This is a genomic window from Seonamhaeicola sp. (genome assembly GCF_028281565.1).
Classification (GTDB): Bacteria; Bacteroidota; Bacteroidia; order Flavobacteriales; family Flavobacteriaceae; genus Seonamhaeicola.
Genome location: NZ_JANQJQ010000001.1, coordinates 1 through 23,568, shown reverse-complemented (window position 1 = coordinate 23,568; position 23,568 = coordinate 1). Strand labels below are relative to the sequence as shown.

The following is a 23,568-nucleotide window of genomic DNA, read 5'->3' as shown; positions in this document are numbered from 1 at the left end:
GATAACCAAACCATTCACCGTGCTCCTTATCGGGAAACTTTGAAAAGGTATAATCGTGTACTTTTTTATACCATAGTTTAAGATCATCTCTTCCTGTATGCAACCAGGAAAGTAATAGGGCATAGAGGGCTTCTCCGTGTGGCCACCATAATTTTAAGTCGGCACCCAATTCATGAGTGGGGGTATTATCTATATTGACCATGTATTTTATACCGCCAAACTCTGTATCCCAGCCTCTTTCCAAGGAAGATAGTGTAATATCTATAGCTGTATCCATTAAAACCTGGTCCTTTTTTTCAATGGCTGCCTCCATGAGCATCCAGGCGCTTTCTATGGCATGCCCGGGTAACACCAACCTGCCTTCCGGAAGGTCAGACATTTCCGAGCCATCCATAGCGACATTTTCAAGAAAATATCTTTTATCGGCTTTCCAATGTCTTTTTTGTATAGAGTCTATGGATACTTGTGTGTCTGCTTTAAATTGTTCGCTTTCCCAAATATCATTGTATACTTTGGCTACCGTCATACGGCACATGTCATGACTATGAACATGTAACTCACGATGTAACGGATATCCTAACAAAGGTGTATCTGAAGGCTGTCCCAATCTTGACATCAAGAACCGGTACATTTTCATTGCCTTGTCTTTTAGTGCTTTGTCTCCGGATATACTGGCGTATTCGGCGACGGCAATGGAAGCAAAAACTTCGGTATACATGCTTAAGACCGAGGAAAGCGGTTGCCCTTCTCTATTTAATCTGAAATAGATTTTTCCATCGTCTTTTAAAGCATGTTTTAGCATAAAGTCCAGACCATGTTTGGCAATTTGTTTCCATTTCTCATTGGGATCATAATGCTTATGCAAATGACTAAACATCCACACCTGCCTACTGATCATCCACATGTCCTTATCGCCCGAGTAAACACTGCCGTCTTGATTTAAACGCGTAAAATAACCGCCTTTTTCCGTATCCAACGAGTACTTCTCCCACCAGGGAACCAAATCATCGAATAAGGCGGATCTATATATTTCCTTGAGTTTTTTAAGCTGCATTAAATTAGTCTTCATATGTTAAAAGCTATAATACTTTCGGGCTTAAAGTCCCGGAAGCATCTCTTTCTTAAGCGACTCGTGGTGGTCCCCTACTTTGGAATCTTTTGTCAGATCCCAAACAGAAGTATCCAGTTCTCTTAATGCCAATACCGTGGTGATCCATCCCTGGGTCCAGCCGCCCTCAATAGCCCAGGCTCCCCAGCCATGATCGGAATTTGATCCCCAATGTTCAAAACGATCGTAATCAAACGCACGCATCCACCCGCCGTGTAGTTCCGGGTGGCTTTCAGATTTCACTTGTATCCTACAAAGGAATTCCGCCAATTTATCTGCTGCTTTCTTAATACGCTCATCCTTTGTTGCGTAGTATGCTTCGTGTAACCCGAGAAAGGCAAAGTTCGTGGTGTACAGTAAATCACTGACTTTATCCCCGTTTTTAGCGATCAATGAGGCTTCAGCAGTGCCGTAATCTTCATTTCTCTGGGTTGGCGGGAACATACCTTTGCCTGGCATTCCAAGCTCTTCCTGTATGGCACCGGAGGCATCCTGTAGTTCCAATAATCCGTCGATAGCTTTATATAACATGTCCCTGTTTTCTTTGGTGTCATTAATACGTACCAACCAGGCCAGCGGTAACAGAATTCTGGCTTTTTCCTGGGCAAGACCGTTCATCCAGCGCCAGCCGTCCGTATATTCATTCATGGTGGCTCTTATGGCATTTTCTGTCCGTTCCAGAAAAATCGGGTCACCCGTCTTATCATAGGCCCAAAGCATACAGGCCCAGAGATACGCTTCCATGTGAGGTGAAAAACTAACAAAGTCCCGGTCGTAGAAATATTTCCAATCATGGGCATTGAACTGCGGTAAATCTATTCTATCACTGCGAAACCCTTTTTTCCCGGTAGTTCGTAACTGGGCCAGCAACATTCTCATAATTTTGTAATCCCAATCACGATTCCCTGTTATAGCTGTTGTTACAACAGCTCCCAACATAAGACGGGCATTGTCGTCGCCGTAATTTGCTTGAAGCCATGCATAACTTATTATACCCCATCCTGCCAGGCCATAGGCAGCATTATCAGGATCTCCATATTCGTTCTTGGTGGCCACAGATTTATTCAAATAGAAGTCGACCAGGTTGTCGGCAATTTTATAGTTGCCCTTAAGCCCTAATGCTTTACCGGCAGCAGCAAAAGCCATAGCCGTTTCTCCCGTACAATCGCCTCTTTGTACAATGCCGATAGGCTGATTACCGTTTTCATCGATTCTGGAATAAATACATTCAAAAGTACCGTTACTTCCATCGCCTATGGGTATATTTTCACTCCAGGGTAAAAATCCGGTATATATCTTTTCGTCATAAGCATTTTTGATGATATCCTCATAACCGTCCGGGACGAGCATTCTGGCATTACGGAACCAGTTTATACCTTTTTCTATGCTTTTCTTCTGATAGTTCTGGGGCAGTTGTTCGTGCTTTGTGAAAGCGGTCTCTATGACCGGCGTCCAGTCCGGTGTTTCCATATTACTGTCGGGAGCAAGGTAATCCAGTATCGTACTCCAAATGCCCTGCCATTCCCGTTTAGGCGCATAACGCCCTTTTACTAAATTACTGAGACCTGTAGTCGCAATTAACCCGGAATATTCCGGCAACTCGAAAAGCAAGGGTGATGTATCTTCCGGAAGCCCGTAAACCGCATGATCCAGTCCGGCAACACGGGCCGAGACGATATGCGCATTTGGAGTTTCCACAGGGATATAGGTTAGACCATTAATGGCCAGGATGGCCAGGCTGTCGGGGGTATTGCCAAAGAATGACGAATTAACAACAGCACGTTCGTATTTAGGCTTGGCAGCTTCCGGTTTCATATCCATGTTGGGAAGCCATTCCGGGTATTCTACGTAAAAACGATTTCCTTTTTGCTTCATGACCTTGAAAAAATTCTCCGGTAGCTTTACCTGATTGGCCGGGTAATCATCCGCTAAAATCATTACTGGATCCCCTTCTTTAACTTTTGAAGTCAACTCTTTAATACTGCTGTAATGAACCGTCTTCACGTTTTTCATGGATCGAATAATACCATAGAGGTCGTTTGTTTCGGAACAGTATATATGAATTTTCGGAGTTCGGAAATCTTGACAACTTGTTCCCAGAAAAGAACAACCTATCAATATGAGTACTAATTTTAAGTATAATTTCATTTTTTTAATTATAAGTTTATCAGTATGTATTTATAAATAAATTACACACTCTTTTAAAATAAAATAGATAAATTAATTGTTGACGTATGTATGTAGAGCGTCTGGTAAGTTTAACCTTTGTAGAACCAATCCATATTGAAAGGTTCTACAAAGGTTTATCTTAATATGATACCATTAAACTAATATCCCGGATTTTGGGTTAAATTAGGATTCAAGGTTAACTGATCAATAGGTAAGGGATACAGGTAATTTTTTGATGGGTCGAATTCAAGATTACCTTCTCCAAGGATATGAAAGTATGGCGATATATACCCCTCACTATTTACTTGTACCGCATCAACGTCATATTCCGGTGAAAATGGACGATCTCTCCATTGTTCAACTTTTGATCCTAACCTTGGTGAGCTTATTAAATGGCTGGCGGCCCAACGAAACAGATCATCAAACCTAAATCCTTCAAAAGCCAGCTCCACTCTTCTTTCTCTTCGAATTTCGTTTAGCAATGGAGAAAGATTAGGGAAATCCCAATTTGGATCTGAAAAGCCAACATTGGCATCAAGTGTGGCCACCCCTGCCCTGGTTCTTAAGAGGTTAATTGTTCTGTCTAAAACCTCTTGAGTACAGGTCCCTAATTCCTCATGGGCTTCGGCCGCAATTAACAGGGCTTCGGCGTATCTGAATATGGGAACTGCCGTAGTTGTGTTGAGACCCGAGGCGTCTTCGGGAGCAATGAACGGATTAAGCCATTTATAGATTTGATATCCCGTAGTATTGGGCCAGGGATTTAGCGTCAAGAATGGCAATTGATAATAATCCACATTACCGTCAAAAACTTTGATCGGTACACCGGGAGTAGATACCGTCATGCGCAATCTGGGATCCCGGTCGGTTACTAAATCCTCAAGGGTATCATCTCCAAGATATAGCGGGCTTAGCGCGGTGGGGAGTCCATCGCTGCACAGATAGGCGTCTACCAGAGACTTAGAAATTCCTTGTCCGCTAGGGCCACCGGATGTTCTGATCTGTTGTCCCCAAAAAACCAGACCCAACTCTGAGTCATAACGTCTTGCCAACAGCACTTCGGATATTCCTGTGATCTCATTACTGGGTGTTGAAAATAATCGCCAATAACTAAACCCATCCGGGATCAAGGGGTCTGAAAAATCAGAATATAAACTATAGCCACTGTTCATTACAGCCTCTGCAGCATCTCTTGCTTGTGTAAAAAAGCGGTCAATGTCTCTTCCGTCACCAGCAAACGGTGTTCCCTGATGATACTTTTCCCAGGTTCCCTCATAAAGGGCTACTCGTGCCTTAAACAAACGGGCAACATCTTTATGAATCCGCCCGGTTTCGGTCTGTGTTTTGGTGGGAAGTTTTGCTATGGATTCATCCAAAATTTTTAATATGGAATCGGTAACAACAGATCGCGAGATGCGTTCCCCGTACAATTCCTCTGAATCAACATTTAAGGTATTGGATAACCAGGGAAGATCACCGAAATTTTTCATCAGATTAAAATAGAACATGGATTTGAAAAACAAAACCTCACCTACATACTTATTTTGATCTGCAATGGACGCTTTAGATTTTTTATAATTGTTAAGAAAAAAGTTAGTACTTCTAATATTTCCCCAGCCCCAGCCGCCTCCACTTGAAGGAACCGTTTGAATCCCGTATATTAATCCGTTCGAACCAAATCCGGCGGGTACGTTATTATCTGTACTTCCATCTGATAACCACGCCCAATGTGATAAATATCCGGGAAGAGACGGATAATACTGATTCGCATACATTTCCATTTCGGTTTTTGAAAAGCTAATGCCCTGATCAGTCAGGGTGTCCTGTGGAATATAATCTAATTCATCATCGCAAGAGCATAGCGTGAAACAAATTGTTATGATACCTATAATTAATATATTTTTTTTCATCTGTCTTAGTTTTTAAAATTCAATATTTAAACCCATCGTAATTGTTTTGAATAATGGATAAGACTTTCCGTTACCCCAATTCCCATGAAGCCTTTCCGGATCGAAGTTTTCATCAATAGATGTAATGGTTAACAGGTTTTCACCACTGGCATAAACCCGGAGTCTTTGAACCCCGATGGTCTGCAATATGCTCTTTGGAAGGGTATACCCTATTTGAATATTCTTTAAACGCGCATAGGCCGCATTTTGAAGAAACCTGGTCTGTGTTATCTGATTTTTTCCGGTCTCCCAATGTGCATAGGGTCTTGCAAAATAGGCATCAGTGTTTTCCGGAGTCCAGTAATCGGTTGTGGTTTCATAGACTTGTTGTGTCCAGCTTCCTGTTATCCCGAAGAAGGGAATACCGCCTAACCAAACATCTCTTTTTAAGACCCCTTGCCAGAACATATTAAAGTCAATGCCTTTCCATTTAAAACCGGATCTAAGCCCAAAGGAATATCTGGGTGTGGTATTACCAATAACGGTTAAATCTCCAGGATCGTCTAACGTGTTATCCCCCTGTGATATGGCTCCATCACCATTTAAGTCGGTATATTCAATATCTCCTAAATTCCAGTTTCCTCCATAAATATACGTTTGTTGATCAGCTATGTTATCCAATTGCTGTTGGGTTTGGATAATTCCTTTGGTGGTATACCCCCATATCTCACCGACTCTTTTACCCTTGTAAAAGCCCCAGATGGTGTTTTGAGGGTTATTGTATCTGGTAACTTCGGTAAAGCTATCCGATAAATTTAATTCAACGTTGTATTCAAAATTTTCGTTGATAGTATCCTGCCATCCTACTTTTAACTCAAATCCTTTGGTCTCCGTGTCAGCATTATTGGTTACCGGAACTGCTACTCCTAAAACAGCAGGTAAGGCTTCGGCAGGACCGATCATATCAACTGTTTTTGTTTCAAACACTCCAAAGCCAACACTTAAGCGGTTTTTGAACAAAGTGGCATCTATTCCCAAATCGAGTGTATTAGAAGTGGACCAGGTCAATTGGTTACTAACCAGTCCGGGAGCACCGATATAATTAGGACGCTCGTCTCCGATAATGTGCCCCAAATTGTTGAGAATTGGTACTGTAGCGAAAAACAAATAATTATTAATTTGCTGATTTCCTAACGAACCGTAACCTGCTCTTAATTTAAGGGAACTGATCTCATCTATCTTGAAAAAATTCTCCTTAGCTATATTCCAGGCAGCGGATGCCGAAGGGAAAAAGCCCCATCGTTTTCCTTTAGGGAACTTAGAAGTACCATCATATCTGGCATTGACTTCCAGTAAATATTTTTCTTCGAAATCATAATTAAAACGTCCAAAAAAACCAATGTTCGCCCATTGATCAATATCATCGTTGGTATCTCTTTTACCTGTTCCCGTATTAATTGACGGAATGGCATCTGAAACGAGATTTGGAGAAACACCTGACAGACCTGACAGATCATAAATTTCTTTCTGGCCTCCGACCAACAGGTTAAAATTATGCCCTCCTATTTGTTTTCCGTATGATGAGAACACCTCTAAACTTTGAAAATCCCTGGATGACAACTCTTTTCTAACCAAATTATTCGGTTGAATATTGTAAGGTGTACCATCAACGGCATGAGCCTGCAAAATAGCTTGATGGCCAAAATTTTCATTAACTAATTTACCATATGAGTATCTTAAAGTAGTTTGCCATCCTTCAATAGGCTCAATGACCAATTTACCAAGTAACTTTAACTCATCACTTCTTAATATGGATCGAGACCCCTCGAAAAATTGAATTTGAGAAGTCCACAGAGGGTGTCCGTTAGGATCGTACAAGGCCCAATGCGGCTGTCTGGTGAAAGGGGTATGAAAATAGTCTCCCACCAAACCGGCATAACCGAAAGGTTCATTTGTAATCCCCCGGTTATAGATGGTCTGGAAGCTAAAATTCAGGATATCATTTAGTTCCGTATTAATATTAGCAAGCACGTTGTAACGCTTGAAATTATCTCCTCCGAAAGCATAAACGCCATCCTGATCCAAGTATCCTAATGAAATTCGGAAATCTGTTTTTTCAGAGCCACCACTAACGGCAAAATCATGCTTTTGGCTAGGCATGTTAGACCTAAAGTATGCTTCAAAGTAATTTACATTATCGTTACCCAAAGCATAGCTCCACCTTGAAGGATCTCCGGGCTCAGGAATGGTTGTTGGAATGCTACCGGGATTATTAACATATTGTCTTATTCTTTCCAACTGATCCGGTCCGAAAATAGGATTCCATCCGGAGTTAGCGGCAGCATCGTTCATGACCTCTGCATACCTCAGCGAATTGACAACTTTTGGAACATTTGTTTGAGAGTTCATGGAGAACATACTGTTAAAAGAAACTTTCATTTTTCCTCTTGAACCTTTTTTTGTTGTAACCAGGATGACACCGAACGTAGCACGTGCTCCATATATTGCCGCCGAGGCAGCATCTTTTAAAACAGTCACACTCTCTATATCATTTGGGTTAAGTAAATTAAGGTCTCCTTGCACGCCGTCAATCAAAATAAGAGGCGCAGATCCGCCATTAATATCAGCAAGCCCTCTGATCTGGAACGTAGATCCCTGACCAATTCTGCCTGGTGAACCAGGGTTTGTTACAACATTTAAATTAGCTATGGCACCTTGTAACCCCTGCCCCGCGTTTTGAATACCCCTGTCTTCGAGTACCTCTCCCTCAACATAGTCAACTGCTCCGGTTAGGTTCTCCTTTTTCTTAACACCATAACCAACAACGACTACCTCCTCTAATTTTGAAAGATTCTCTCTCATTACCAAATCCACAGTGGTGGCAGTACCTACCGTTATTTTTCGGGTGTTCATTCCTACATAAGAAAACACAAGAACATCCCCCTCAGTTGCTATGATGCTATACTTTCCGTCAAAATCGGTTTGAACACCAGTGGTAGTACCCTCTATGATAATGTTTACTCCTGCCAATGGCAGCCCGTCTTTGTCGGTAACAATTCCTTTGATTTCCTGACCCTGATCTTCCTCTTTACCTATGACAGTAGTATGGCCCGGATTATCCTCAGGAAAACTTTGTTTTTTCATCAGTATGATCTGCCGATTTCTGATCTTATAGACAATATCTGTATTATCGAACAAGATTTTCAAAATATTTGTTATTTTCTTCTTTTTTACAGATATGGTTACCTTACGATCTAAATTTATCTGATTGCTTTCAAACAAAAATCTAAATTCAGAAATATGCTCAATCTCATTGAATACTTTATAAATACTTTGATTATTCATATTCAATGAAATCTTGGTGTTTTGAGAATACGTGTTTGCCTGTATTTTCAATAAGGAAACTAGTAGCAAAATTGTCGTAAGCTTCATACTCAAACTAAATTTGGGAATTTGCAAATGCAAAATTCCTCCCTTAGACTTTTTTTTCATAATTTTGATATGGTTTAAATGGTTAATTAATAAGAGATTGTTTAATCCACGTTTAATCGGAAAATGCTGAACCCATTTTCCGATTTTTTTTCTTTTTAGAATAGTTTTACTTCATATAGTTTTAATTTTATTTAGTTAATAATTACTTCGTTGTTCTTTATTTCAAATTCGATTGGGGAAATAGTACCGATGGAGTTCATGACCTCTTCTACGCTTTCTATGTCAACATGAAAGCTGGCATTGAACTTTTTCAGGTCAAGTTCGGTATTATTGTTTTGTATGGATATATTGTAGCTACGTTCTAATTTCTTAATCATGTTACTAAAAGACGAGTTTCTAAAAATAAGTTCTCCATCTATCCATCCGGTGTAGAGTCTTGTATCCACCTGACTTGTGTTGATACGCTTTTTGCTTTTATCCCAGGCACCTATATTTCCCGGGGCTAAAGTTGTTTGGTCTTCAGGCGTATTTTTAGCATACATAATCACGGAACCTTCTACTAATACCGTTTTAATTTCTGCATCTTCTTTGTAAGTAGACATATTAAATTCCGTTCCTAAAACTTTAACATTAACTTCATTGGTGTTAACTATAAAAGGGTGCGTTTTGTCTTCACTTACGCGAAAGTAAGCTTCACCATCCAGAAAGACCTGCCTGTTCTTTCCTTTAATAAATTTTACCGGATATCGTAAAGAGGTTCCTGCATTTAAATACACCTGAGATCCATCAGACAGGAAAATCTCAAAACGTTTGCCATAGGGCACCGTTAAGGTATTGTATACTAATTTTTCTGAATTTGTTATTGGGTTATAATGCAATTGATTGCCTTGTTGTTTTCCTACAACATGTCCACTGGTATTAAATAATTGCTTTTCGTCGTTTTCTGAAATGACCACTACTTTTCCATCTTCTAATTCCAGTGTTATCACTTCACTTTCTGAAACTATTTTGTTTTCTGAAGTTTTGAACAAGCCGTAATCAAAAATATATTGGGTAGTAAGTATACCAATAAAAATTGCCGCAACCATAGCAATCTTTTTATTCCTCGAAAATATCTTAGACAATAAAGGTTTTTTAACAATGTTAGCGTATATGTTTTCAGCCGAAACATCTTCCATATCGGGATAACTACGAAGTAGTTCGCTAACTGCTTCAATGGTAGGAAACTCATCTAACTCTTCCGAGTTCCTAAAATAGGCAACGATCTGTTGAATTTCTTCTTTTGAGCATTCCCTTTTAATATACTTTTCAAATAATTCCTTCATAATATTTGGAATTTATAAGTTTCAATTTGAGGCAGCAACATATATAATACCCTTGAGCATGATTAAAGTACCACGCTCTAGTTATTTTTTTTAAAATTTTATATGTACAACGTGCTTATGAAACGAAAAAAGCCCTAATAATAAAATCTGTGAAAGTTAATAAGCAACAGCGTGTAGACAAGAATATCAGGTTACTGATAGCATCAAAATTAGTTTATACCCAACCCGTTACAAAAAGCAAAAAAGTAAGATCAACACCCTTATGGTTTATTAGAAAGTTTCTGAGAGTTTCCAGGGCCCTACTCATTTGGTTTCTAACCGTATTAGGAGAAATCCCCAATTCCGTGCCAATATCTTCGTAACTTTTACCATCATTACGAGACATTTGGAAAATTAAACGTCGTTTTGGAGAAAGCTGATTTAGAGCTTCTTCCTTAAGTGCCTCCAATTCCACTTCACGCATATAACGCTCTGTGGAGTTCCGGAATTTTTGACTCTGATAGAATACTTCTTGCCGAAGTTTTAAATTGTTAGCAGCCTTTTTAAGAAACTTAATGTTTTGGTTTCGGGTAATGGTATATATGTAAGATTTAAAGGAAAGGTTTGGGTTCAGGGTATCTCGCTTGATCCATATTTTCATAAATACATCCTGAACGATCTCCTCTGCATAGGCCTGAGAGCAAACCATACTCAAACTGTATTTGTAGAGTTGATTCCGATATATGTCAAAGAGTTTTCGAAACGCAACTTCGCTACCAGAAATCAGTTCTAAAACCAGAGCTTCTTCTCTAATTGTTTCTTTAGGAGTCATAAAGTGTTTTGTTAATCATAGAAAAATTATTTCAATTTCAGTGATTGAACAACAAGCAATCCCAATCCGCACGATAAAACCCATAACAAATTGCACAAGTTCAATAGATGCTTCCTGCTAATTTAATGTAAATCAGTTCAAAAAACAAAATCGATTCTGAAATTTCATAACATATATTCTAAGTTTGGAATTCTCTAATGCCCTTTAAACAAAGCATATAAAATACCATTTGGAGTATTTTTATTTTTTTATGATAAACTAAAAAACATATATTATGAAAGAAACTTCTCTATTTTATGTAACTATCTGATAATCAAACCGCAAATATTATATTACCCAATTTTAATCACAGCGTTTAAAACAAGATTTATACTTTGGTGTACAGTCAATTTAAATCCAACGAATTTATCCACGCAGCTATTTTTAAAGCTTCATCCTTTGGTACCTGGGGCATTGGTGCCATAGGTGTAGCATATTCCGGCCAGTTTTTGGGCTGCGGATTATAAATGAGCGCTACAATTTTTTCATTGCTATAACCTCTTTTAGCTATAGCCTTAAAGGAAGGGCCAACTACTCTTTTGCTCTTATCATGACAAGCAAAACAAGTGTTTTTGCTTAATAATGGTTTCACTGCTTCATCATTCAATACCACAGTTCTTTTCTTTGCAGGCACCTTTTTCCCAACTTTCTTTTCATCACTTGAACGCCTCACTGACCGTAATTCACTTAATGGTAATTTATTCCCTTTTGGAATATTATTAAGGGTATAATAGAACGTTGGATGTAACAATAAGGTCTCTTCGCCTTGAGGTTTAACACCCCCTAAGGTTAACTCATGTATATAGTTTGACCGCAAATTATCAATGACTACCCGAACCTTCAGGCCATCATCACTTACTCTGACACCTTTAATATCAGTACTTTCAACATTTACTTGAGGACTACCATAAACAGGATGATACTTATAAATATAACTTTTGCCCTGGTAGGAATCCAAATCTTCGGCACTTGCCTTATCCACAGGTTTAGTAAATTCAATTTCAAAACCATCGGGTTTAGCCTTAACCGTTTTCATTTCAAATGGCAAGCGACCTGTCCAGGTTACAAATTCCAGTCCTGAGTTAGTAGTTCCGGCAGAGCCCCAACCTCTGTTTGTTTCACCAACAAAAAGATTTCCTTCGTTATCAAAATCCATGCGTAATACCCCTGATTGGAATCCGGACCTAAAATCAAAAGCAGCTCCCTGGTATTCACCTTCAACTTTCTCCAATACAACACGCATTATTTTACTTTGTCCCATATCCCCAACAAAGACCTGACCTTCAAAAGGCCCGAATTTACCGTTAGTGTTGTCTACTTTAATTTCAGAATTAGAAATACCCAGAATGCCATGTGGCAATATTACGGCAGGTAACTGTAGCTCAGGAAACATTTCTTTTGCCTTGTATAGAAAATCCGGATTTTCTTCATCAATTATATTTTCTGGCTTGATATAACGCCCTTCTTTTTTTACTTGCCTTTTATCAATCTTACTGTAAAATTCCTCTTCGGTTAGCTTTACAGGGGAATTTTCCAGGCCACTCCATTTTAATCCGGCTGGATGCGCTGTAAACACACCTTTTTGTAAATGCCATATACCTCCAGAGCCAATCCAATCACCCTGATTATCAGTATAAAACAATTCTCCATCAATGAGTCCATACCCGGCAGGTGACCGCATTCCTGTTGCCCAGGGTTCCATGTCTCCGTTCTCGTTGATCTTCATGGTCCAACCACGCCAGGGCACTCTGCTTTCTCCTCGCCACCATTCTTCACTACCAAATGCTACATTTGCAGTAACAAAAAATGAATTATCCGGTGCCAGAACCGGACCAAATGAATATTCATGGTAGTGCGTAGACAAAGGCCACGCATAAACAGTTTCATAAACATCAGCTATTCTATCCCCATCTGTATCCATAAGCTTTGTAAGTTCGCCTCTTTGCGCTGTATATAGTGCCCCATCACGATAAGCCAGGCCTAAAGGTTCATGCAAGCCTGAAGCAAATTTTATAAACTTTGAAGGGTATCCATCAGCTAATGTTGGGTTTTCAATTATCCATACATCGCCACGTCTGGTACAAACAGCAACACTTCCATTAGAAAGCGATAACACGCCTCCTCCTTCAACATGCACCCCTTCAGGTGTGGGCACTTTGGTTATACGATAATAATCCGCTTCCTTAGGAGTACTTTGAGCTATAACTACATGTGAAAAGCCCAGAGCTATTAATACTATCAATATCCAAATTTTAGTTACTTTAGTATGAACGATTTTTCTTTTCATAACTACCAAATTATTTCATATTTAATGTTACTACCGTCAACAGGAATTATTAACTCTGTTTCTCCATTTACCTCTCTAACTATGGGAGCCTGTCCTGATAATACTTTGATATAATACTGTCTCTGTTTTATCAGATACAAACCATCTGATAGCTTTTTTACATTTCCAGAGGCCAGTTTACAGTACCAATTTGTTAATCCGGACTGAGAGAAACGTATCTCCTGAACCACATAGTTATTGTCACTATCAGGTGTAATTCGGTTTTCAATGTCCACCTGTTTATAACGGTACTTAAATACAGGTAACCAGGTTGTTTTATCTATTGTATAGCCCCTGGAAATAAAGTCCGGAGCTGATCCCGTTTCGGGAAATGGCGTGTCCAGGTTTAAAAGTTGTGCGATAGGTTGATTTATAAATAGCCATTGTACGGCTCCTTTTGGCTTAAAGGAACCATTCCCTCGTTGATGCCACATAGGTGTAGCGTCCACGAATTCTCCTCGCCAAACACCTACAAGGTTTCCTGATCCTAAGTTATAAATATAATTTACGCCTTCCGGAGTCCCTACGCCTATGGTATGTGACAAACGCTTTCCGTTACCATTAAAGTCAACAAATGCCCTTAACATACGTGGCTTTGAATCCGGTTGAACAAAAATTGGAGATATTGCGTTTATGTATGGAGGATATGAGTCATATGTATGAAAATTTTTAGAATTAGTAGATTTACTTTTAACTGACAAGCCTAACCTAGGGGCTCGCCATGCAGCAGACTTAATATTAAACAATGTGAAACTATGTGTCCCTTTTGATAGTTTAACGCTGCCTTTTAACAAACCCTGATCACCTGATGCATTATTTTCTATAAGTTTTTTATTATCCACCATTAACTTAGTGCCTCCGGTGTAACCCACACTAAAAGTATAATCATCTTCCTCATCAATATTAAAAGTCCCTTTATAAATAATACCGTATTCATCCTCTTTACCGATACTAAGAACATCAATATTTTTAGCCTCTCCTGTAACTACTTTTGCGTGATCATTCAATTCATCCAATCCTTTAAAAGCCCCTTCATACATAGTATATGTAAGTGATGTTAACTTTACTGAAGATGCTTTAAGCAATTGGTATTTAAAATTCCTGATAGCAACAGGGCCATGATTGCCTTGAATTAATAAAGGCCCCCTGGCTACTTCATTTTTTTCCAACGGCCCTCCCGTATATGTTGGAACTTCCACATGACTATGAATGCGAATACCGTTTAAGTCTACATAAATAAATTTAGCATTGGCAATTTTTTCACCTTGTTCATTAAAACGCGGCGCTTGAAAGTGCACCTTAAGAGTTTGCCATAAGCCTGGTGCTTTGGATGCATTACTTGTGGGAGGAATTCCTCTAAATATTTTATCTTCTTCTTTCTCCCAATTATTATGAAATCCACCCATATCTGACCCCAAAGGTATTTTGACCCCCCAACTGTCCTTAAGCTGTAACTCATACCTGCCTTGAAAATAAATGCCGGAATTAGATCCTTTTGGCAACATCACTTCCAGATCAAGTAATAGATCTCCATGTTCCCAATTTGTTATCAAAGCATCATGTCTTTCTTTATCATTCATGTTTAAAAGCATTCCGGTACCTGGCTTAAAAGTTATAGGTTGCGGTATTGATGCCTTAGCTTTTTTACGTCTTTGTCTTTTCTTTTTAGGCTTTACTTTCTCGGCATCATTGTGCATGTCATGAATGTCAATATTAGGATTTACACTAACATCCCCAACTATTTGCCAATTTCCCGCCTGCTGTTCAAAAGCATTTAAATTGTCAAGTTTCAATGGCTCCTGTGCAAACACTTGTACTCCCAAAAAGAGTAACACTACTAATTTTTCAATTTTCATAAACCATAATTTTATGTGGATTTATTTAGTTCCAAAGATTAAATTATTCTTCTAGTCTTTTTATCCTTATATTCCTAAACCATAATTTGGAACCATGCCCTAAAAAACCAATATGCCCTTTCTTACGTTTTAATCCGGGATGATCCTGGCCATCTGCCGTACCATGCTTTGAAGCTTCAGCCATATTTCCATCAACGATTACATTGCCGTTTAATATGATTTTAATAGCATCTCCCCTCACCATAACCTCTTGGGTATTCCATTCGCCTACCGGATTTAAAAACCCTCGTTTTGCCGGGATGACCCCGTATACCGAACCGTGGTATTGATATGGCTTTAAGTTCTTGTAGATGGCTGCGGTATTATCAAGAATTTGAAGTTCTTTACCAACATAAGCAGCATCACCTTTTAAAGGTGTGTGAATCCCTAAACCGTTGTTGGCTCCAGGCGTTAGTTTAAACTCGAATCTAAACACAAAATCTGAGTATTCCTCTGCCGTATATAAATTGCCGTGTCCGCCTTGTTTGGGATTAACAAAGATTTCATCATTCTCAACAACATAATCCGTCTTATTACCAATCCAAAGATCCAAATCCTTTCCGTTAAACAGGGACTTAAAACCATCTTTCCGTTCCGCTTCACTTAATAAGTCATCTCCTGATTTAATCTCGCGAACATAAATATTTCTAAACCCCAGGTCTTCGCCATGCGCTTGTAATTCTATAGCTTCTTTAGGGAAAACAGGTAACTTCCTGTCCCAATAATTTTCAAGTGGCACATTATTAGTAACCAGTACACCATTTAAATATACCGTAACACGATCACCTACCATTTTTATTCTGAAAGTATTCCAGTCATTAATGGGATTATCAGCTACAGTTAAAGGAATATTTTCGGCTTTTTGATTATTGTATAATCCACCACTCCCCACCTGAGCTCCAACATCTTTCCTGGCAATATCCCAAATCTGAACCTGCGGTGTTCCTCTCAAATAAATACCACTATCACCTCCATTGGAAATCTTCCAATCCACAAGCATTTCAAAATCACCGTAGTCTTTTATGGTACAAATATTATTATAGCCTTCGCCTTTAAATCTGATCTCACCGTCTTTTACAAACCAATCCTGCTTCATTTGTTCATTGGCTTTGACTTGTGCTTTATACAAGTCTTTTTTAGACATTTTAGCACGGGTAATCGGGTTTTCTACAAGCCCTTCCCAACCACTTAAATCTTTACCATTAAAGATAGAAACAAATCCCTTATTTGCAGGCATTTTTTCCAGAAACTCTTTGACATCTATTTTCAAATACTGACTATCCGGTCCCGTTATATTATTAACACTTCTAGAGACTATCTCTCTAACTAAATCGCCCTCCAAACCATTTTTTTTACCGGAAGTTGGCAACGATACACGAATTGCTGCATTTGAAGCTGAAGCCTTTAAACCCGGATCCTCAAGAAACTTTGAAATAAACACTAATGATAGAAGAGTTTTAACCTTTGAAGCCGCAGCAATGATTCGTTTCTTTTCCTCTATTCCTGGGCAATGAGGCACTAACTTTTCGATCAATAACAATTTCTGATCATCCGGATAATTTGATGCAATCGTTTTATCCAGGTAGTACTGAAATGCTTGTTTTTTAAGTTCCTTATTTTGAGTAGTAACCATAGTTTCAAACAACAAGGAAATAGCTTTATTTTGCTTCCAATTTTTTAAGGCATTCAGAGCAGCTTCTTTGTCTTTGGCATGGCCCGATTTTAATTTTTTTGACACCAAATATAATGCTTTATCGGTACTCAATGCGGCTAAGACAGGAGTTAACTTTGCTGTATCAGAAAATTGTTCATACGCCTTATAAACTATATTAGCAGCAGCTTCGTCATGGGTATCCAGAACGTTTGTAATAGTCTTTTGAATGTTTCCAATATTATCATTATCATTTTCTGCCTGAAGTATAGCTATTAACTTTGATAAATCTCCCTTATTGGATACATAGGGTAACGCTGAATAAACTGTAGATTTCAATTCATCGTTAGAACTATTCAATAAGCCGGAAACAGCTCCGAATTGATTGGTTACATTGCGCTTAGCTAATATATTGACTATAACTTGCTTTCCTAAATCATTGACTTTATCTAATTTAACTACTAGCAAATCTGAATCGTCAGAGCTAACAACTCTTAACAGAGTTTCTTCCAGAGCCTGGTACTCTAATGATGATAACCTGCTATCAAATAACTGAATTAAAATTGGTAAGGCTTTGCGCTTTTCCTGATAGGATAACGCTTTTATTCCGGTAACTCTCAATGGTTCATCATGATCTGCTAAAGCCGGAACAATACATTTATCAAATACAATAGCTTCCGGTCTTTCTCGGAGCATTCTGATAATTAATTGTTTCGTTGAACCTGGATATTTTTTATAAGATTTTACCCATTTAATAACTTCTTCGGAAGTTAATCCCTGAGCAGCCGCATCCATGACTGATGCCCTATATTTTATATCAGCATTCCTGGCTTCTTTGAGTAGCGTTTTGGTAAATGCCGAACCTTCAATGTCCCGCAATAAGTATACCGCAACAGATCTAAAATGTAACTGATTTTCTGAAGTTGCATGCTTTAAAATACTTCTTGCAACTTCTGCACTTAAGGCTATATTACCTTTTTCTTTTAAACGTGTAGCATATTGAACCAAAGCTGTTATGGCTTTTGTGTCATCTAATTTAAAATCAGATCGTTTGGCAGCGTTTATAAGTAACTCTTTTGACCTTACAGATGCCATTTCTGATAAAGCCATTAATGCATATGATTGTATTTCTTTTGATCCTGAAAGTGCCAAATCCTGTATAAAATCAACGGCAGGTTCATATTTCAATACACCCAGAGCATCCACTAAAGCAATTAGCTCATCTCCTTTTGATGTTTTAGCGGCTTCAAAAATGGCTTTACCGGCTTGAGACGTTCCGATCGCTACTAAGGCCGATAATGCCGGTTTAAATAAATTTCCCTTTAAATGATTACTTAATGATCCAACACTGGTATTAGTTCCACAGAATGCTAATCGGTCTATTAGAAACGTTTTGACTTCCTGGCTATTTGCACTACCAATGGCTTTCAGTAATGCTTGCTCCACCAGCTTATTTTGATCAGTATCATGTCCTCCTGCATAGGTTGCCAAACTTTGAATGGCATATCTTGTATTGGTATCATCACCTGTACCCAAAGGAACTAACATATCGGTAAATTGAAGAATGCCTTCAGTTCCCAGAGCAATAATCTCTTCAATTAATTTATCTGAATGCTTTAAATCTTTAGTCGGAAATTGAGCTAAAATATCCGCCACCTTAGTTTCTAAGGTTCTATTGATTTGACAGTGGGTATATAAAGGTGTACAGAGCACAAAGCATACTGTACTAAGCATTATGATTACTTTTTTCATAATTATTTGTATCTGAGTTTTTAATGTGCCCATGAAGTTCTCATAGGCTGGTTAATTAATCGGTTGGCTTCCTCGTCATTTATAAATTTCTGTTTTACAGAATCGAATTCCAGGGTTCTTCCCAAGCGCAGAGCGATAACCCCCATGTTCACAACAGTGGCAGAGCGATGTCCGTTCGCTTCATTAAGCGCAAACTTTTGGCGTGTTCTAACCGATTCTGAAAAAGTTACGATCTGCTCCTCAGGGTCCGGGATACTGTTTATCAGGCCTTCGATATTCGGGATATCAGACTTAAATCCGTTAAATATTTTTCCGTTGGGTCCTTCAATATAAGCTGCATTTTTATCAGCATTTTCTCCATCTAAAATGATTTGGCAACCATCTGCATAAGTATAGACTATCTTTCTCCAGGTACCTATTGCATCATAGTGTTGCTGTGGGGCATCAACCTCTACTTTAATTGGACTTTCGTTATCTTTTCCAAGAAAATACTGAACCGGATCTATATAATGTTGTCCCATATCGCCCAATCCACCGCCATCATAATCCCAATAACCTCTGAATGTAGCATGTGTTCTATGACTGTTATAGGGTTTTTCCGGGGCTGGTCCCAACCACATGTTATAATCTAAATGATCCGGAATGGGTTGGGGCTTTAAGTTTTCCTTTCCTACCCAATAAAATTTCCAATCAAATCCTGTTACACCACTTATAGTTACCTTTAATGGCCATCCTAAAGCGCCGCTATCCACTACTTTTTTGAGTTTTCTAACGGGCGTACCCATACCATAAAAGTTATCTTGAAACCGGAACCAGGTGTTTAATCGGAACATGCGTCCATGTTGCTTCATGGCTTCAACAACACGTTTACCTTCCCCAATAGTCCTTGTCATAGGTTTTTCACACCATACGTCCTTACCTGCTTCGGCAGCCATAACAGACATTATGCCATGCCAATGAGGTGGTGTGGCTATATGCACAATATCAATATCAGGCCTTTGTAATACGTCCCGAAAATCCCGATAACCTTTAACATCGTTACCTACTTTCTTAAGCGTATTACGCAAATGATTTCCGTCAGCATCACAAATAGCTAATAACTTCGTACCTTCATAATTTAAATGCCCCTGCCCCATACCTCCTACGCCTATGACGGCTTTTGTAAGTTGGTCACTTGGAGCAATAAATTTATTACCTCCCATGACATGTCTAGGTATTATAGTAATGCCTGCAGCGACGGCCAATGTTTTTTTAACAAAATCTCTACGATTCAATTCGGACTGTCCCATAAATATATTTCTTCTTATTATTTATAATTCAAAGTCAAATAAATAAGAGATTGTGTAAAATGTGGGGTAAAGAATAGGGTAACGAAAAAAAAATTAGCTTTTTTCTGAATTTTGTTCAGACGTAATGTCCTCGAAAGTAATTGGGTAATCTTCCTTATATATTTTATAGTATAATTTTTTAAAACTATCGTGAGCCTTATATGCCAGGCTTAACTTACCTTGTTTAATTAGAGTCAATAACTTTATTTGGTGCCCCCTTTCATTCAAGTCATCATAAAGAGAAATGACTTCAGTTAATTCAAATAGTAGTTCACCATGTTTGTTTACATCCAAGACTTCGGTAAATTCCAAACATTGTTCAATGATTTGATTACTGAACTTTTCAATGAACGAATCCAACCAGGCTTCACTGGAGTCCGAAAATAAACGACCTCCTTTCAGGATATGAATAAATTTAGGAAGCGCTTCCTCTAAAGTCTTTATGGTATAGGCCTCACTGGAGAACACTTGTAAATAATACTGAACGACTAAATAATCACAGTAACACGTATCATTCAATTCAATAAGCCATACATTATCTTTAAATACCAGATTGATACCCTGGCAAGAATTCAAGAGGGTTCTCAAGTTATTAATATTTGTTCCCCGGGTATTTTTTGCTTTTTGAGGACTCATTCCCGGCCATAGGAATTCGGTAAGTTGTTTCGTTGAAATTCCCTGCTGACTCTCCCTATAACTATGTAAAAAGACGATTATAAAAATCTTCTTGAGCAAAGGCGATAATTTTTCAGCAAGATTTTCATTATAACTATTGAAGATCCTCAGTTTACCAAAACACAATATGCGTTCTGCATCTTCATTATCCGAAACTACGCGTTTAAAATCGGGCTTCTTATAACTTTTTTGATGACTGCTTTGTAAGACACTCTTATTCTTTTGCAAATGACGTCTCCATAAAACTATCCCGATAATAAGCACAATTAAAATTGATAAAATGATGACGACAACATCCATCCTGTCATGGGTATGCCCTATGTCTCTATTTTGAAAAAGTGTTAAAACCTCCGTACCATTCAGTTCCCGTTCCCAAATTTTTATATCAGCAAGATAGCCTTTAAAGAATTCCTCCCATAAATTGCTTCCAATAATAATGTTAAAATCAGAGGGTTGATACTCCGCTACCAACGAAACCTCTTCAGTTAATTTCCCATTAACGTAAAAGGATAATTTATGATCAATTTTAGAATGCGTTATGGCAATATGCGACCATTTATTTAAAGGTACCTCCGAAGCTTCGGAAATATAATCCATAATACCTGCCATCGTAAAGGTTAAAAATCCGTTACGAAGCTTAACCACAAAATTGTCTCCCTTACCTAAGATACTATTGTTAAGGCCTAATTCTGTTGGCTTTACCCAAGCAGCAATGGTGAAATTTTCCTTAAAAGTACTTTTACTTTCAATACCTGTATCTATATAACTTCTGTTATTAAAATAGCCTACCTTACCGTGGATGTCGTCCGAAACGGTTACAACATTATTGATCAAAAGCTCTTTATCATGCTCTTTCATTTTATTTATGAACCTGGGATCAAAAACATAGTGATCTGATAATTCATAAGTAATATCTAAAGGAAAGGCTATAAATGTTTTACTATTCCTGTAATTTTCGGGTGTAGTGTATATAATATCAGGAGAAAACTGATAACCTGCTTTGTAAGGTATTAATATGGGTAACGTTTCTCCCGGCAAAATAGGAAAGCTAAAATGTCCATTAACACAAGCATCATTATAATTCTTAAATCTTACCTCATTTATTAATTGGCCGTCTTCCGTTTTTACAACGCCATACACATATCCTACCTCGGGTATACTATTAATAAGACTATCTACCTTTTTTAGTGAAGATCGATTGGGTTCAATAAAGTCCGGAAGTTTACCGGATTGTTTCCATATAGTATAAAATATTGAATCTTTGAAGGTGATATCATCTTCAATCTTTAAGACCTTCGGTTTATGGGTTTTAAAAAATCGAAATGGCACACTATCCTCTAATGTAGCCCTGTTCAGATTAATAACTTCCAGATCTTCCGGTCTTTTAAAAATCACAAATAGCTCATCGGTTATTTTTGAAGGCACTTCATTTTCAGAAATAATAACCAGGCTATCGTTATATGATTTTAGTAACTTAAGTAAATCTTCGGAAATAGTATTTTCACCCGAAAGGGTAATGGCGAGTTTTTGATCACGCGACAATGTTGAATCCAGTTCGGCAATAGATAATGCATCTTCTGACTGTAATAGAATGTAGGGCCTTGTTATTTGCGAATTGTCTGTCTGCGCATAGCACATAGTAGCACACGCCAAAAAAAGCAAAAAACAGTATCGTGTAAAATTTTTATTCAAGTTAAAAAACATCTAAGGCTAAGAGTGTTACCTTTTGTGCTCTTATTTGGTAAATTTACTAATTTAGTATAAGCCTTGAAAATTTTCTGAATGTAAAAATTAGCACATCATTATAACTGCCTTTTTATATGGTAATTGCTCATATTTTAAACTTGATGTTATCTTTAAGCGATAATAGTTTCCAGATTGTTAATTACATTATCTATGGGTCTTTTGACAAATGACCTAATTTTTATATTTCTTCTTTTGGCTTCTTCCAGGATCTCTCCTTGCAAATAAAAACCTATGGAACCTACAAAGTGCAACGGTTTATCTATAAGTTCCTGTTTATAACAACTAATTAAGTTATCGAACAACGCCTTCAGGCCTTTGTTAATAATTTCATTAAGAAAAGGCTCCGATTTATTATCTATTAAAAAAGGGGTGAATCTTGCCAGGTAGGCACTTGGATTATTAACCTCGTAAAGATTTTTGAGCACTGTTTCCAAAGACACATCAAAGACGCCCTCAAATTCATCTTTCAAATGTACTGGCATCTTATTATAGAAATAGGAGTTTAACAATTGCTTCCCGAAATAATTACCACTGCCCTCATCCATGATAATGAAACCTAAGGAAGCCTGATGAACCTGTGCTTGCTCTCCATCAAAAAAACAACAGTTAGACCCCGTTCCCAAAATACAAACTACACCAGGTTCACTAGTAGTCCCATGGATAGCCGCCATTAGATCTTCTTCAACATATATTCTCGCATTTGGAAAAAACTCTGTTAATATTTTTTTTAGAATTAATTTAGCAGCATTGGCACCACACCCGGCGCCATAAAACAGAACCGTACTTACATCCTCATAAATACTGACCAGGGTCTTATTTTGAAATAAAATATCACTAATCTGGGATATATTAAGTAATACCGGGTTTATACCTTGGGTGGTTATTCTGGAAATAACATTTTTTTTGGAATCTAATAATACCCAATCACACTTTGTGGAGCCACTATCTGCTATTAGTATCATACCTTACTGATGATTTCTTTTTGATGCTTTTGTATTGGATCATACATAAAAATACATGCGTTATACAATACGTTTAATTCCTTTGACAATAGCTCTACCGCTTTTTTAGATTTGTTATGAATGATTATCTGTAAACAAACCTGTTCCGGTTCTTTGGATGTGTTAGCTATTTGCAACCAGCCATTGGGATGGTATACCTTAAGTCCGTTATGTTCTTCCTGCAGACACAAGTCAAACTCTCCGGAGACCCAGTTTATAAACTTGTCGTATTGCTCCGGGGATATCCCGGCCTCCATATAGGTCCACCTGTAATATGGTACCTGGTATGTAATCTCCTCTAAAACCATCTGGATTTTCTAAAATTAAGCTACCCCAAATCAGTCAATCATGAAAAACATCCCGGGGTAGCTTTCAACCAAACTAAAACTAACTCAACTCAAAACATATCTTAATATTCCCA

The 23,568-nt window shown here is 38.1% G+C and carries 13 protein-coding genes; all 13 read right to left on the bottom strand.

Annotated features, from left to right (window positions below; genetic code table 11):
* On the bottom strand, nt 1–1,069 hold a 1,069-nt coding region (locus Q0983_RS00065), incomplete at its 3' end, for an AGE family epimerase/isomerase (RefSeq protein WP_299546842.1).
* 27 nt (nt 1,070–1,096) lie between these two features.
* On the bottom strand, nt 1,097–3,121 hold the full coding sequence (locus Q0983_RS00060; RefSeq protein ID WP_299546840.1) for a hypothetical protein: 2,025 nt from the start codon (nt 3,119–3,121) through the stop codon (nt 1,097–1,099).
* Between the two features lie 314 nt (nt 3,122–3,435).
* Nucleotides 3,436–5,187 (bottom strand): RagB/SusD family nutrient uptake outer membrane protein, encoded by a 1,752-nt coding sequence (locus tag Q0983_RS00055; protein ID WP_299546838.1) that lies wholly within the window; start codon nt 5,185–5,187, stop codon nt 3,436–3,438.
* Nucleotides 5,188–5,199: 12 nt separating this feature from the next.
* Nucleotides 5,200–8,511, bottom strand: coding sequence for a TonB-dependent receptor (locus Q0983_RS00050; RefSeq protein ID WP_299546836.1), 3,312 nt, complete (start codon nt 8,509–8,511; stop codon nt 5,200–5,202).
* 278 nt (nt 8,512–8,789) lie between these two features.
* Nucleotides 8,790–9,923, bottom strand: coding sequence for a FecR domain-containing protein (locus Q0983_RS00045; protein WP_299546833.1), 1,134 nt, complete (start codon nt 9,921–9,923; stop codon nt 8,790–8,792).
* A 214-nt stretch (nt 9,924–10,137) separates the two neighbouring features.
* The gene (locus Q0983_RS00040; protein WP_299546830.1) at nt 10,138–10,734 is read right to left on the bottom strand and encodes an RNA polymerase sigma-70 factor; all 597 of its coding nucleotides are present in this window, start codon (nt 10,732–10,734) and stop codon (nt 10,138–10,140) included.
* Nucleotides 10,735–11,119: 385 nt separating this feature from the next.
* Nucleotides 11,120–13,060 (bottom strand): auracyanin family protein, encoded by a 1,941-nt coding sequence (locus Q0983_RS00035; protein ID WP_299546827.1) that lies wholly within the window; start codon nt 13,058–13,060, stop codon nt 11,120–11,122.
* 2 nt (nt 13,061–13,062) lie between these two features.
* Entirely contained in the window at nt 13,063–14,955 is a 1,893-nt protein-coding gene (locus Q0983_RS00030) for a family 16 glycoside hydrolase (RefSeq protein ID WP_299546824.1), read from the bottom strand.
* Nucleotides 14,956–14,998: 43 nt separating this feature from the next.
* A complete protein-coding gene (locus Q0983_RS00025; RefSeq protein ID WP_299546821.1) occupies nt 14,999–18,397 on the bottom strand; it encodes a family 16 glycoside hydrolase in 3,399 nt (1,132 codons plus the stop codon).
* 20 nt (nt 18,398–18,417) lie between these two features.
* Nucleotides 18,418–19,686, bottom strand: coding sequence for a Gfo/Idh/MocA family oxidoreductase (locus Q0983_RS00020; RefSeq protein ID WP_299546818.1), 1,269 nt, complete (start codon nt 19,684–19,686; stop codon nt 18,418–18,420).
* 93 nt (nt 19,687–19,779) lie between these two features.
* A complete protein-coding gene (locus tag Q0983_RS00015) occupies nt 19,780–22,038 on the bottom strand; it encodes a LamG-like jellyroll fold domain-containing protein (protein ID WP_299546815.1) in 2,259 nt (752 codons plus the stop codon).
* A 218-nt stretch (nt 22,039–22,256) separates the two neighbouring features.
* Nucleotides 22,257–23,108 carry a BadF/BadG/BcrA/BcrD ATPase family protein gene (locus tag Q0983_RS00010; RefSeq protein WP_299546812.1) on the bottom strand — a complete coding sequence of 284 codons (852 nt, stop codon included), beginning with the start codon at nt 23,106–23,108 and terminating at the stop codon, nt 22,257–22,259.
* Nucleotides 23,105–23,455, bottom strand: coding sequence for a hypothetical protein (locus tag Q0983_RS00005; protein ID WP_299546810.1), 351 nt, complete (start codon nt 23,453–23,455; stop codon nt 23,105–23,107). Before Q0983_RS00005 ends, Q0983_RS00010 begins: the two co-directional genes overlap by 4 nt.
* Nucleotides 23,456–23,568: the final 113 nt, after the last annotated feature.

Coding starts and splice junctions, on each gene's coding strand:
- Q0983_RS00015 (WP_299546815.1), bottom strand. CDS start 22,038: ATGTGCTATGCGCAGACAGACAATTCGCAAATAACAAGGCCCTACATT.
- Q0983_RS00050 (WP_299546836.1), bottom strand. CDS start 8,511: ATGAATAATCAAAGTATTTATAAAGTATTCAATGAGATTGAGCATATT.
- Q0983_RS00035 (WP_299546827.1), bottom strand. CDS start 13,060: ATGAAAAGAAAAATCGTTCATACTAAAGTAACTAAAATTTGGATATTG.
- Q0983_RS00060 (WP_299546840.1), bottom strand. CDS start 3,121: ATGAAAAACGTGAAGACGGTTCATTACAGCAGTATTAAAGAGTTGACT.
- Q0983_RS00030 (WP_299546824.1), bottom strand. CDS start 14,955: ATGAAAATTGAAAAATTAGTAGTGTTACTCTTTTTGGGAGTACAAGTG.
- Q0983_RS00005 (WP_299546810.1), bottom strand. CDS start 23,455: ATGGTTTTAGAGGAGATTACATACCAGGTACCATATTACAGGTGGACC.
- Q0983_RS00040 (WP_299546830.1), bottom strand. CDS start 10,734: ATGACTCCTAAAGAAACAATTAGAGAAGAAGCTCTGGTTTTAGAACTG.
- Q0983_RS00025 (WP_299546821.1), bottom strand. CDS start 18,397: ATGAAAAAAGTAATCATAATGCTTAGTACAGTATGCTTTGTGCTCTGT.
- Q0983_RS00010 (WP_299546812.1), bottom strand. CDS start 23,108: ATGATACTAATAGCAGATAGTGGCTCCACAAAGTGTGATTGGGTATTA.
- Q0983_RS00045 (WP_299546833.1), bottom strand. CDS start 9,923: ATGAAGGAATTATTTGAAAAGTATATTAAAAGGGAATGCTCAAAAGAA.
- Q0983_RS00055 (WP_299546838.1), bottom strand. CDS start 5,187: ATGAAAAAAAATATATTAATTATAGGTATCATAACAATTTGTTTCACG.
- Q0983_RS00020 (WP_299546818.1), bottom strand. CDS start 19,686: ATGGGACAGTCCGAATTGAATCGTAGAGATTTTGTTAAAAAAACATTG.